The organism is Rathayibacter sp. AY2B9, from assembly GCF_002931595.1.
Classification (GTDB): domain Bacteria; phylum Actinomycetota; class Actinomycetes; order Actinomycetales; family Microbacteriaceae; genus Rathayibacter.
Genome location: NZ_PSUB01000003.1, coordinates 22,771 through 35,299, shown reverse-complemented (window position 1 = coordinate 35,299; position 12,529 = coordinate 22,771). Strand labels below are relative to the sequence as shown.

The window sequence follows — 12,529 nt, the reverse complement described above, 5'->3', positions numbered from 1 at the left end:
GGCCCGCGTCCGAACGGTCAGCGACCGACGAGCGCTCCGAGCATCCACGACAGCGCCGCGATCGCGCCGACGCCGACCACGCTCGAGCCGATGATCACGGAGCGCCGGATCCGTGCCGCGCGCGAGTCCGAGGCGGTCGGCGCGCCCGAAGCCGAGCCCGTCGTCATCCCGCCGCGGAGCCGGTGCGCGACCTCGTCGGCGGTCGGCCGCTTCTCCGGGTCCCTCTGTGTCATCGAGGTCAGCAGCGCCCGCCACTCCGCCGGCAGGGTGTCGGGCACGGAGGGGCTGCGGTGGAGGCGGGCGATCGCCGCCTCGAGGACGGTGCCCGAGTACTCCCGGTGACCGGTGATCGCCTCGAGGAGGACCAGGCCGAGGGAGAAGACGTCGCTCGCTCCGCTGATCGGCTCGCCCGCGACCTGCTCCGGGCTGACGAAGCTCGCGGTGCCGATCACGACGCCGTCGCTGGTCAGGCGGGAGCCGTCCATGAAGTGGGCCACGCCGAAGTCGGTGAGCTTGGCGGTGCGGGCGTAGCCGCTGGAGGCGACCTCGCTGACCAGGATGTTCGCGGGCTTCACGTCGCGGTGCACGACGCCGCGCTCGTGCAGGTAGGCCAGGGCCTCCGCGAGCTGTGTGCCGATCGCCGCGACCTCCGCCGCCGGGAGGGGGCCGGACTCGAGCCGCGCCTCCATCGTGGGGTCGGCGACGAGCTCCATCACGACGTAGCGGCGGACCTCGCCGCCGAAGTTGTGCAGCCCCGCGTCGAAGAGGTTGACGATGCCGGGGTGGGCGAAGGAGCTCAGCATCCGCACCTCGCGCTCCTGGCGGGCCACGTCCTCGGGGTTCGAGGCCTCCGCGCGGAACACCTTCACGGCGACCTCGCGCTGCACGGTCTCGTCGCGGGCCCGGTAGACCGAGCCCATCCCGCCGGAGCCGATGCGCTCGATCAGGTAGTAGCGGCCGGCCACCTTCTGCTGGGCGGCGTTCGCGGCGACGGTACTCATGGTGATCCCGCCTTCCGCTCGAACGGTGCGCTCCGGAGCGCACGAGGTGGGCGCCTGCGACGACGGTACCCCGGGGCGGCGCCGGCCGGGTCGGCGGAACGGGGGGATTGACACTCCCGGCCCCGGACTGGGGGACGAATGGCCGCTCAGCGCACCGATCCGCACCCCCCGCCGCGGGGTCAGCGGAGGCCGCTGCGCGCGAAGCCCTGCACGAAGTAGCGCTGGAACACCAGGAACAGCACCACCATCGGCACGACGTTCACCAGGGCGAACGCCATGGTCGCTCCGTAGTCGCTGCCGAACTGCCCCTGGAGGAAGAGCAGCCCGATCGGGAGCGTGAACAGCGCGTTCTCCTTCAGGGCGATGAGCGGCCAGGCGAAGTCGTTCCAGGAGCCGAGCAGCGACATGAAGAAGAGCACGGCGATGAGCGGCTTCGAGAGGGGGAGGACGATGGCCGTGAACACGCGGAAGTGCCCGGCGCCGTCGATCCGGGCCGCCTCGATCAGGTCCCGCGGGATCGCGAGGATGAACTGCCGCGCCAGGAACAGCCCGAACGCCGACGCCGCCGTCGGCAGGATCACCGCCCAGTAGCTCCCGTAGAGGCCGAGGTCGGTGACGAGCCGGAACAGCGCCACCATGATCACCTGCACGGGCAGGGTGAGCGTCGACAGGGCCAGGAGGAAGAGCACTCCGGATCCGCGGAACCGCAGCTGCGCGAAGGCGTAACCGCCGAGCAGGTTGATCGTCACGGTGATCAGGGCGGTGACCAGGCTGATCGCGAGGGAGTTGCCGAACCAGGTCGCCACGGGGAACGACGAGAACACGCGCTCGAAGTTCACCAGCGTCAGCTCGCGCGGCCAGAGGCGGAGGGTGCCGCCGAGCAGCTCGGACCGCGAGGAGAACGCGACGACGACCATCCAGTACAGCGGGAAGACGATGACCACCGAGACGCCGAGGGCGAGGGCGAGGCGGAGCAGGCGCGAGGTGCGCGACGTGCGGATCATTCGACGAGGTCCCTCGAGCGGTTGGTGCGCCACTGCACCGCGGTGAAGATCATGGTCAGGATCAGCAGCACGATGCCGATGGCCGCGGCGTAGCCCTGGTCGCGGGTGACGAAACCGGTGTCGTAGGCGTAGGTCACGAGCACCGAGGTCGCGTTCTGCGGTCCGCCGCCGGTGAGCACGAAGACGATGTCGAACACCTGGAACGAGTAGATGACGTTGAGGATGAGCAGGAAGAACGACGACGGGCCGACCAGCGGCAGCGTCACGTGGCGGAACTGCTGCCACGCGTTCGCTCCGTCGAGCCGGGCCGCCTCGTAGAGCGCCGGGTTCACCCCCTGCAGCCCCGCCAGGTAGATCAGCATGTTGAAGCCGGTGCGCCACCACAGGGTGACGAGCACCACGGAGGCGAAGGCCGCAGCTCCGCCGGACTGCCAGGCGATGCGGGGGAGGCCGATCGTCTGGAGCATGCCGTCGAGCACGCCGCTGTTCTCGTCGAAGATCAGCACGCCCATCAGCGCCGTCGCCACGCCGGAGACCGCCATCGGCAGGATGAGGATGCTGCGGAACACCGGACGCGCGGGCAGCACCGAGTTCATCAGCACCGCCGCGCCGAGGCCCAGCGCCATCGAGAGCGGGGTCACGATCAGGGTGAACAGCGCCGTGTTCAGCGTCGAGCGCCAGAAGAGGCCGTCGCCGAGCAGCCGCGCGTAGTTGTCGAGCCCGACGAAGACGCCGTCGCCGAAGCCGTTCGTGCGCTGGAAGCCGATCAGGAACGCGCCGCCCAGGGGGACGAACACGAACAGGCCGAGCATCAGCAGGTTCGGCGCGAGGAACGCGTAGGCGGCCGCCGTCTCGCGGGCGGGGGCGCGGGAGGTGCGCCGAGGGCGGGCGGTCACCGCCTCCGGCGCGAGGACCGACCGGCTCACTGCGTCGCGGCCGCGATGCCGGAGGTGAGGCCGGCGATGGTGTCCTCGGTGCTGCGCCCGCCGACGAAGGCCTGCTCCAGCTGCTCCTTGAGCACCGTGATGATCGCGGCCATGTCGGGCGAGGCGACCTGCGCCGAGTCGGACGCCTGGACGGTGCCCGCCTGGCCGAGGAACACCTCGGCGAGCTCGGGGCGCACGGCGAACTCGATGCCCGACTCCGTGAGGTCGCGACGGGTGGGGAGGAGGGAGGCGCCGGCGCAGAAGTCGCGCATCGCCTCCTCCTCCGTCACGAACGCGAGGAAGGAGGCGGCCAGCTCCGGGTTCTTCGCGGCCTTGGTCGCGACGAGGGCGTTGCCGCCGAAGTCGCCGCCTCCGCGCACGTTGCGCGGGGAGTAGGTGGCGCCCCACTCGAAGTCGAGGGTGGAGTCGGCGTCGGGGATGAGGAACGCGCCGGCGAAGGTCATCGCGGTGGTCTGCGAGTACCAGAGGTCGCTGGCGTAGGTGGTCGCCTGCACGGAGCTGCTCGGCGGCACGAGGCCGTCGGTGAAGAAGCTGCGGCTGAAGTCGATCGCGGCGCGGCCGGCGGCGGAGTCGATCGCGGGCCCGGACAGGTCCTCGGTGAGGAAGCGGCCGTCGGCCTGGAAGAGCAGGCTGAGCCAGCGCGTGACGCCGTTGCCCTGCCAGTTGTAGGCGAAGGGGTAGCGCTCGGCGGGGAGCGAGGCGCGCAGCTTCCGCCCGACCTCGGTGAACTCCTCCCAGGTCCACGCCTCCTCGGGCGAGGAGGGGAAGGAGGTGACGCCCGCGTCGGCCAGCACCTGGGTGTTGTAGAGGATCAGCGAGGTGTCGGTGTGGTGGGGGACGCCGAAGGGGCTCCCGCCGCTCTGCACCGCGGCCCAGGCCGGATCGGTGAACCGCTCGGCGACGTCGGAGTCGAGGAAGCCCGACAGGTCCAGGAGCTGGTCGCGGCCGGCGTAGCTGCCGAACGTGTAGTACGGGACCCGGAAGACGTCCGGTGGGTTCCCCGCCTGCAGCTGCGCGTCGATGTTGGTGAACATCTGCTCGTACGGGACCGCGTTGAGGGTCACGGTGGCGCCGGCGTTCGCCGTCTGGAACGCGTCGATCGCGCGCTGGAAGCCGGCCAGCTCGGCGTCGGTGCCCCAGGTGGTGAAGGTGAGGGTGTCGCTGCCGGCGCTCGCCGCGGGGCCCGCGGGGGCGAAGCCGCAGCCGGAGAGGACCGGGACGGAGGCGGCGACGCCGAGCGCTCCGAGGAAGCGGCGGCGGTCGAGGACCGCGCGTCCGAGCTGCGAGAGGTCGAGAGCCCCCGCGGGGAGCCCCTTGCTGGTCAGGCCCATGACGGCCTCCTTCCGGGGGCCAGCGGCAGGCTCCCGGGGGCAGGCTATTCCGGCAGGGCCGAGGGAATCGTGGCTGGACGGATCGGCCGATCCATGAGAGGAGCGGCCGATCCGCGCGGCGGGCGTTCAGCCGCGGCGGCCGAGCATCCCCTCGAACGAGCCGTCGAGCGCCCACGGGTCGGGCGTGGAGCCCGAGCGGGAGGAGCGGGCGGCCTGATCGGCCAGCTCGCGTCCGGCGCGCTCGATGCGCGAGGGCAGCGCCCGTCCGTCCTCGGTCGCGCCGCCCCAGTCGTCCGTCGCCGCGAACACGGTGGTCGCGAGGGGCGCCGCGTGCAGGTAGGTGAAGAGCGGGCGCATCGCGTAGTCGACGGCCAGGGAGTGGCGGGGGGACCCGCCCGTGGCCGCCAGCAGCACGGGCAGGCCGCGCAGCGCCTCGGTGTCGAGCACGTCGACGAACGACTTGAAGAGCCCGCTGTAGCTGGTGGTGAAGATCGGCGTCACGGCGATCAGGCCGTCGGCGCCGGCGACCGCGTCGAGCGCGGTCTGCAGTGCGGGGCTCGCGAAGCCGGTGAGGAGGTTGTTCGTGACGTCGTGCGCGAGGTCGCGCAGCTCCACGACGCTCCGCTCGACGGCGAAGCCCTGCTCGGTGAGGGAGGACTCGGCGGCGTCGGCCAGGCGGTCGGCGAGCAGCCGGGTCGAGGACGGCTGGCTGAGGCCGGCCGAGAGGACGGTGATCCTGCGGGTGTCCATGGAGAGCTCCTGACTAGACGGTGACGGGCTCGGCCGCGGGCTGCGCGTCGCGCGCGGCCACGAGGGAGGCGTGGGTGGGGGCGTCGGGCACGTGCGCGGGGCGGCCCTCGGCGAAGCCGGCGCGGAGGGCGGGGAGGATCTCGCCGAGCATGTCCATCTGCTCCAGGACGGTCTTCAGCGGGAGTCCCGCGTGGTCCATCAGGAAGAGCTGGCGCTGGTAGTCGCCGACGTACTCGCGGAAGCCGAGGGTGCGGTCGATGATCTGCTGCGGGGAGCCGACGGTGAGCGGGGTCTGCTCCGTGAAGTCCTCGAGCGAGGGGCCGTGGCCGTAGACGGGGGCGTTGTCGAAGTAGGGGCGGAACTGCGAGACCGCGTCCTGCGAGTTCTTCGCCAGGAAGATCTGCCCGCCGAGGCCGACGATCGCCTGGTCGGCGGTCCCGTGGCCGTAGTGCTCGAAGCGCTGGCGGTAGAGCTGCACCATCTTCTGGGTGTGCGAGGCGGGCCAGAAGATGTGGTTCGCGAAGAAGCCGTCGCCGTAGTAGGCGGCCTGCTCGGCGATCTGAGGGGAGCGGATCGATCCGTGCCACACGAACGGCGCGACACCGTCGAGGGGGCGCGGGGTCGACTGGAAGCCCTGGAGGGGAGTGCGGAACTGGCCCTCCCAGTCGACGAAGTCCTCGGTCCACAGGCGGTGCAGCAGGTCGTAGTTCTCGATCGTCAGCTCGATGCCGCGGCGGATGTCCTTGCCGAACCACGGGTAGACGGGGCCGGTGTTGCCGCGGCCGAGCATCAGGTCGACGCGGCCGCCGGCGAGGTGCTGGAGCATCGCGTAGTCCTCGGCGAGCTTCACGGGGTCGTTCGTGGTGATGAGGGCCATCGCGGTGGAGAGCGTGATCCTCTCGGTCTTCGCCGCGAGGTAGCCGAGCGTGGTGGTGGGGGAGGAGGACCAGAACGGCGGGTTGTGGTGCTCGCCCAGGGCGAAGACGTCGAGGCCGATCTCCTCCGCCTTCAGCGCGATCGCGAGGGTCGCCTGGATCTTCTCGGACTCGGACGGGGTCTGTCCGGTCGTGGGGTCGGTCGTGATGTCGCTGACCGTGAAGATGCCGAACTGCATCAGGCGCTCCTTCTGTCCTCCGGCCCGGTGGGGCCTGGTCCATGCGTTTGCATGTACATCCTCATTCAACCACGTGCAGCCGGATCTATTCCCGAGGATCCCCGGGCCTCCGCCGGGCTGTCGCAGGACGGCGGAGGCGCCGTGCCCGGACGTCGCCGACCCGCCCCGCTCGCCCCGCGGCCGCCCGAAACATCCCCGCAATACGCCCCGCACTAGAGTCGTGCCATGGGTGACCTCTTCGACGGATACGGGTCCCAGAAGGTCGAGCGGCCCGACACGGGCGCCACCCCCTGGGACGAGATGTTCGCCGACGTGGCGTCGACCGGAGGCCCCGACGGGGTCCGCGGCGCCTACCGCGACATCTACTCCTCGCTCGCGCGGATGACCCAGGAGGAGCTGCGCGGCCGCACCGACGCGCTCGCCTCCTCCTACCTCGCGCAGGGCGTCACCTTCGACTTCGCGGGGGAGGAGCGGCCGTTCCCGCTCGACGCCGTCCCCCGGGTGATCGAGCGCGCCGAGTGGAACGAGGTGCAGACCGGCATCAAGCAGCGCGTCCGTGCTCTCGAGGCGTTCCTCGCCGACGTCTACGGCCCGCAGAACGCCGTGGCCGACGGCGTCATCCCCGCCGGGCTGATCTCGAGCTCCAGCCACTTCCACCGGCAGGCCGCGGGCATCGTCCCCGCGAACGGCGTGCGGATCCAGGTGTCCGGGATCGACCTGATCCGAGACGAGAAGGGCGGCTGGCGGGTCCTCGAGGACAACGTCCGAGTGCCCTCCGGCGTCTCCTACGTCATCTCGAACCGCCGGGTGATGGCGCAGACGCTGCCCGAGCTGTTCGTCTCGATGCGGGTGCGCCCGGTCGGCGACTACCCGAACAAGCTGCTGCAGGCCCTCCGCGCCTCCGCCCCCGAGGGCGTCGACGACCCGACCGTGGTCGTGCTCACCCCGGGCGTCTACAACTCCGCCTACTTCGAGCACACCCTCCTCGCCCGCCTCATGGGCGTGGAGCTGGTCGAGGGCCGCGACCTGTTCTGCACGGGCGGCAAGGTGTTCATGCGCACCACCTCCGGCCCGACCCGGGTCGACGTGATCTACCGCCGCGTGGACGACGAGTTCCTCGATCCGCTGCAGTTCCGCGCCGACTCGATGCTCGGCTCGCCCGGGCTGATGCTCGCGGCCCGGCTCGGGAACGTCACGATCGCCAACGCGGTCGGCAACGGCGTCGCCGACGACAAGCTCGTCTACACCTACCTGCCCGACCTCATCCGCTACTACCTCTCGGAGGAGCCGGTGATCAAGAACGTCGACACGTGGCGGCTCGAGGACCCGGGAGCGCTCGAGGAGGTGCTCGACCGCCTCGACGAGCTCGTCGTGAAGCCGGTCGACGGCTCCGGCGGCAAGGGCCTGGTCGTCGGGCCGGCCGCCTCGGCGAAGGAGCTCGCGGAGCTGCGCTCCCGCCTCCAGGCCGACCCGCGCGGCTGGATCGCGCAGCCGGTCGTGCAGCTCTCCACCATCCCCACCCTCGTCGACGACGGGATGCGCCCCCGGCACGCCGACCTGCGGCCCTTCGCCGTGAACGACGGCACCGACGTCTGGGTGCTGCCCGGCGGCCTGACCCGCGTCGCGCTCCCGGAGGGGCAGCTCGTCGTCAACTCGTCGCAGGGCGGCGGATCGAAGGACACCTGGGTGGTCGGCCTCGAGGAGGCGCGCAGCGCCGAGCCCGAGGCGCGCGACATCCAGGCGCTCGTCGCCGAGCAGGCCGCGGTCACCAGCTCCATCCCGATCGTCTACCCGCTCAACCACACGCCCGACCACTCGCCGCAGGACGCGCCGAACACCGACCAGGACCAGCAGCAGCAGCAGACGCTCGCGGCGGGGGAGGACGACTGATGCTCTCCCGGATCGCCGAGTCGCTGTTCTGGATCGGCCGCTACATCGAGCGGTCCGACGGCACCGCCCGCATCCTCGACGTCCACCTCCAGCTCCTGCTCGAGGACCCGTGGATCGACGAGGACACGGCCTGCCGCTCGCTCCTGTCGGTGATGGGGTCGACCCCGCCCGACGACATGCGCGAGATCACCCGCGCCGACGTGCTGGCGATCCTCGCGATCGACCGCACGAACCCCGCCTCGATCGCCTACTCGCTCGGCGCGGCCCGCGAGAACGCCCGCCGGGCGCGCGAGATCGTCTCGACCGAGCTCTGGGAGTGCCTCAACACCACGCGCACACGGATGCCGCGCCGCGTCTCGGGCGAGCGGGTGTCGGAGTTCTTCAGCTGGGTGAGGGAGCGCTCCGCCCTCGCCGTCGGCATCATCGAATCGGCGACCTCGCGCGACGAGGCCTGGCAGTTCTTCACCCTCGGCCGCTCGATCGAGCGCGCCGACATGACCGCCCGCCTGCTCGCCACCCGCTCGCTGACCGAGGCGAGCGGCCCCTCCTGGACCACGATCCTCCGCTCCTGCGGCGCCTACGAGGCGTACCTGCGCACCTACCGGGGCGTGCCGAGCGCGCGGAACGCGGCCGAGTTCCTCCTCCTGGACCGGCTGTTCCCGCGCTCGATCCTCTTCTCGGTCTCGCGGGCGGAGGCGTGCATGCGCGACATCGAGCCGCGCACCGGCCGCATCGGCCACTCCGGCGACGCGCAGCGCGTCCTCGGGCGGATCCGCAGCGAGCTGGAGTTCCGGCCGATCACCGACATCCTCGAGGACCTCCCGCGGCACATGGACAGCGTGCAGGAGGCGACCTCGGCCGCGTCCGAGGCGATCCGCCAGCGGTACTTCCCCACCAACGTCATGCCGAGCTGGATCGGGGAGGCGCTGTGAGCAGGCTGCGCATCAGGCACACCACGGGCTTCACCTACGCGGGGGACGTGGTCGCGTCCTACAACGAGGCGCGGATGCTCCCCGCTTCCTCGGACGGGCAGCTGGTGCTGTTCTCGAACCTCGACATCCGGCCGGTGACCTCGGTGCACGCCTACACCGACTACTGGGGCACCCGCGTCTCGTCGTTCGACGTGCTCGACGCCCACCGCGAGCTCTCGCTGACGGCGACCTCGCTCGTCGAGATCCGGCCGAAGCAGCACCCCGACCACCCGACCGGGTGGGATCAGCTGTCCGAGCAGGTCGAGACGCGCACCGAGTACGTGGAGCAGTCGAAGCAGACCCACCGCACCGCGCCGCCGGAGGACCTCGCGGCGATGGCGCGCTCGCTCGCGGACGAGGCGGCCGGCCCGTGCGAGGCCGCGCTCACGATCGCCGAGACGATCGGCCGGGCGATGACCTACCGGCAGGGCGTCACCGGCGTGCACTCCACCGCGACGGAGTCGTGGACCGCGCGCGAGGGCGTCTGCCAGGACATCACGCACATCGTGCTCGGGGCTCTGCGCTCGGTGGGCATCCCGGCGCGCTACGTCTCGGGCTACCTGCACCCCAAGCCGCACGCGGAGATCGGCGAGACCGTGGTGGGGGAGTCCCACGCCTGGGTCGAGTGGTTCTGCGGAGGAGCGTGGCGCGGCTACGACCCGACGAACCTGATCGACATCGGCGACCGCCACGTCATCGTCGGCCGGGGCCGCGACTACAACGACATCGCGCCGTTGCGCGGGGTGTTCGCCGGGCCCCGCTCGTCGAAGCTCTTCGTCCGCGTCGAGATCACCCGCGAGGCCTGAGGGCGGGCGGCGGTCGCGCCCCCCGTCGGGGGCGACCCGTCGAGTGGGCGGTCCGCGGATCCGCCCGGCGTGCGGACCGGCCGACGGAGCCTAGGCGCGCGGGCGCAGCAGGGGGACTCCGCCGGTGGCGGGCAGAGCCTCCGGCCCGGGGGCCGCGAGCCGGACGGCGCGGCGCAGGCGGAGGTGGAAGGCGAGGCCGATGGCGGCCGCCGCGATCCCGGAGGCGGCGCCGACCAGCATCGCCTGGCGCGGACCGTAGGCGTTCGCGACCCAGCCGATCAGCGGGGCGCCGATCGGGGTGCCGCCGACGAAGATGGCCATGTAGAGCGCCATGACCCGGCCCCGCATCTCGGGGGCGGTCGAGAGCTGCACGTAGCCGTTGGCCGAGGTCATCAGCGTCTGCGCCGCGATGCCGATGAAGGGGAGCAGGATCGCGAACGCCCAGACCGTCGGCATGACGCCGGCCAGCGCGAGCGCGACGCCGAACGCCGCGGAGGCGCCGACGATGAGCCGGAGCCTCGGGCGGTCGCGGCGAGCCGAGAGGAGCGCCCCCAGCACCGAGCCGACGGCGATGGCGGAGGAGAGCAGGCCGAACTCGCTCGCCCCCATGTCGAACTCGACGGTCGCCATCGTCGAGGCGAAGATCGGGAAGTTCAGGCCGAACGTGCCGATCAGGAACACGATCGCGAGCACCACGAGGATGTCCGGCCGCTTCGACACGTAGCGGAACCCCTCCAGCAGCGCACCCGGGCCGCGGGTGGCGCGCGGGGCGCTGCGGAGCTGGTCGCGGTGGAGTGCGCGCAGCGAGAGCAGGACGGCGAGGAAGCTCGCGGCGTTGAGGAGGAAGACCCAGCCGGAGCCGACCGCGGCGATGAGCAGGCCCGCGAGGGCCGGTCCGATCATCCGCGCCGAGTTGAAGGAGGCCGAGTTCAGCGAGACGGCGTTGGTGAGGTCGCGCTCCTCGACCAGCGCCGAGACGAACGTCTGGCGCACGGGCGCGTCGATCGCCGCGGCGAAGCCGAGCAGCAGGGCGAAGAGGTAGACCATCCAGAGCTGGACGACCCCGGTCACGACGATGAGTCCCAGGCCGAGGCCGAGCGCGCCCATCGCGCCCTGGGTGGCCATCAGGAGCTTCCGCCGGTCGAAGCGGTCGGCGATGAAGCCGGAGAAGGGGACCATCACGAGCTGCGGTCCGAACTGCAGCGCCATGGTGACGCCGAGCGCCGTCGCGTCGTGGTCGGTCAGGTCGTTGATCACGATCCAGTCCTGGGCCGTGCGCTGCATCCAGGTGCCGACGTTCGAGACCATCGCGCCCGCGAACCAGATGCGGTAGTTCGGCACGGCGAGGGAGCGGAACATCGCGCTCATCGGTCGGCCACCGCGCGCAGGACCGCTGCCGCGTCGTGGAGCAGGCGCAGGTCCTCGGGAGGGAGCTCCTCGAGGCGCGCCACGAGCCAGGCGTCGCGGCTGCGGCGCACGTCGAGCACCAGTGCGGTGCCGGCCCCGGTGGGGCGGATGCGGGTGACGCGGCCGTCGGCGGGGTCGGCGAGGCGCTCCGCGAGTCCTTCGTCGACCAGGCAGCCGACCGTGCGGGTCATCGAGGGCGGGCGGACCCGCTCCGCCTCGGCCAGCTCGCCGAGCGTCTTCGCGCCCTCGCGGTGCAGGAGCGCGAGCACGCTGAACTGCGGATCGCTGAGCTCGTGCTGGGCCTTCTCCTGCCGGAGCCGCCGTCCGAGCCGGCCGACCGCTGCCCGCACCTCGCCCGCGAGGGAGGTCAGCGGGAGATCGGTCTGCGGGGTCTCGGTCGGAGGGGTCTCGGTCTGCAGGGTCTCGGTCGATGGCACATAGTTAGCCTAACAAAAGAAATGCCCGATCAGGAGGAGGTCCGCGCGGTCCGCACCGCTCCGATGCTCGCGGCGACCACGAGCGCGATCCCGACGGCCTCGACGGCGCTGAGGCGCTGGCCGAGCACGAGGAAGCCCGAGAGCGCGGCCGCCCCGGGGGAGAGCGACATCAGGATCGAGAAGGTGGAGGAGCGCAGGCGCCGCAGCGCCAGCAGCTCCAGCGCGTAGGGCACCGCGGAGGAGAGCACCGCTACGGCGAGCCCGAGGAGCAGCACCGGCGGCACCACCAGGGCGGGTCCGGCGGAGGCGATGCCGAACGGCAGCGACACGATCGCGCCGGCCGCCAGCGCCAGCGCGAGCCCGTCGATCCCCTGGAACCGCCCGCCGGTGCGGCCGGCGAAGACGATGTACGCGGCCCAGAGCACAGCGGCCCCCAGCGCGAAGCCGACGCCGACCGGGTCCAGCGCCGAGAACCCGCCCTGCGACAGGGTCACCACTCCGGCCAGCGCGAGCACCGCCCAGACCAGGCTCAGCACGCTCCTCCCGGCGATCACCGAGAGCGTCAGCGGCCCGAGCACCTCGAGGGTGACGGCGGCGCCCTGCGGGATCCGGGCGATGGCCTCGTAGTAGCAGGCGTTCATCCCGCCGAGGGCGAGACCGTAGGCGGCGACGGTGGCCCAATCGCTCCGGCTGTGGCCGCGCAGCCGCGGACGGCAGACCAGGAGCAGAACGACGGCCGAGAACACCAGCCGGAGCGTGACGGTGCCGATCGGCCCCGCGGCGGGGAAGAGCAGCACGGCGAAGGAGGCGCCCAGCTGCACGCTCGCGACCGACCCGAGCACCAGGCCGATCGAGCCCGCGCTCGCCGGGC

12 protein-coding genes are annotated in these 12,529 nt (G+C 72.0%); 3 read left to right on the top strand and 9 right to left on the bottom strand.

Going from position 1 to position 12,529, the window contains the following annotated elements; genetic code table 11:
- Positions 1-17: 17 nt before the first annotated feature.
- The 6 genes from C5C25_RS04415 to C5C25_RS04390 form a co-directional block, all read right to left on the bottom strand.
- Positions 18-1,001, bottom strand: a complete 984-nt coding sequence (locus C5C25_RS04415; RefSeq protein WP_104249849.1) for a serine/threonine-protein kinase — start codon at positions 999-1,001, stop codon at positions 18-20.
- Between the two features lie 179 nt (positions 1,002-1,180).
- Entirely contained in the window at positions 1,181-2,005 is an 825-nt protein-coding gene (locus C5C25_RS04410; RefSeq protein WP_104223846.1) for a carbohydrate ABC transporter permease, read from the bottom strand.
- Positions 2,002-2,901, bottom strand: a complete 900-nt coding sequence (locus C5C25_RS04405) for a carbohydrate ABC transporter permease (RefSeq protein ID WP_244229482.1) — start codon at positions 2,899-2,901, stop codon at positions 2,002-2,004. The genes C5C25_RS04410 and C5C25_RS04405 overlap by 4 nt, the downstream gene beginning before the upstream one ends.
- Before the next feature lie 26 nt (positions 2,902-2,927).
- Positions 2,928-4,283 carry a sugar ABC transporter substrate-binding protein gene (locus tag C5C25_RS04400; RefSeq protein WP_104246873.1) on the bottom strand — a complete coding sequence of 452 codons (1,356 nt, stop codon included), beginning with the start codon at positions 4,281-4,283 and terminating at the stop codon, positions 2,928-2,930.
- 126 nt (positions 4,284-4,409) lie between these two features.
- Complete coding sequence (locus tag C5C25_RS04395) at positions 4,410-5,033, bottom strand: FMN reductase (protein ID WP_104249848.1); 624 nt, start codon at positions 5,031-5,033, stop codon at positions 4,410-4,412.
- Positions 5,034-5,046: 13 nt separating this feature from the next.
- On the bottom strand, positions 5,047-6,147 hold the full coding sequence (locus C5C25_RS04390; RefSeq protein WP_104249847.1) for an LLM class flavin-dependent oxidoreductase: 1,101 nt from the start codon (positions 6,145-6,147) through the stop codon (positions 5,047-5,049).
- A 225-nt stretch (positions 6,148-6,372) separates the two neighbouring features.
- On the opposite strand from C5C25_RS04390, the gene C5C25_RS04385 reads away from it, so the two are divergent.
- The 3 genes from C5C25_RS04385 to C5C25_RS04375 are packed head-to-tail and all read left to right on the top strand — an operon-like array spanning position 6,373 to position 9,814.
- On the top strand, positions 6,373-8,037 hold the full coding sequence (locus tag C5C25_RS04385; RefSeq protein WP_104226201.1) for a circularly permuted type 2 ATP-grasp protein: 1,665 nt from the start codon (positions 6,373-6,375) through the stop codon (positions 8,035-8,037).
- Positions 8,037-8,969 carry an alpha-E domain-containing protein gene (locus tag C5C25_RS04380; protein ID WP_104223851.1) on the top strand — a complete coding sequence of 311 codons (933 nt, stop codon included), beginning with the start codon at positions 8,037-8,039 and terminating at the stop codon, positions 8,967-8,969. The genes C5C25_RS04385 and C5C25_RS04380 overlap by 1 nt, the downstream gene beginning before the upstream one ends.
- Positions 8,966-9,814, top strand: coding sequence for a transglutaminase family protein (locus C5C25_RS04375; RefSeq protein ID WP_104223852.1), 849 nt, complete (start codon positions 8,966-8,968; stop codon positions 9,812-9,814). The genes C5C25_RS04380 and C5C25_RS04375 overlap by 4 nt, the downstream gene beginning before the upstream one ends.
- Before the next feature lie 90 nt (positions 9,815-9,904).
- Here C5C25_RS04375 and C5C25_RS04370 read toward each other — a convergent pair whose 3' ends face one another.
- From C5C25_RS04370 to C5C25_RS04360, 3 genes are read right to left on the bottom strand one after another with little or no spacing between them, the layout of a single operon-like run.
- Positions 9,905-11,182: an MFS transporter gene (locus C5C25_RS04370; RefSeq protein WP_104249846.1), complete on the bottom strand. Its 1,278-nt coding sequence runs from the start codon at positions 11,180-11,182 to the stop codon at positions 9,905-9,907.
- A complete protein-coding gene (locus C5C25_RS04365; RefSeq protein ID WP_258069336.1) occupies positions 11,179-11,658 on the bottom strand; it encodes a MarR family winged helix-turn-helix transcriptional regulator in 480 nt (159 codons plus the stop codon). Before C5C25_RS04365 ends, C5C25_RS04370 begins: the two co-directional genes overlap by 4 nt.
- A gap of 29 nt (positions 11,659-11,687) precedes the next feature.
- Positions 11,688-12,500, bottom strand: a complete 813-nt coding sequence (locus C5C25_RS04360; protein WP_258069335.1) for a DMT family transporter — start codon at positions 12,498-12,500, stop codon at positions 11,688-11,690.
- Positions 12,501-12,529 lie beyond the last annotated feature (29 nt).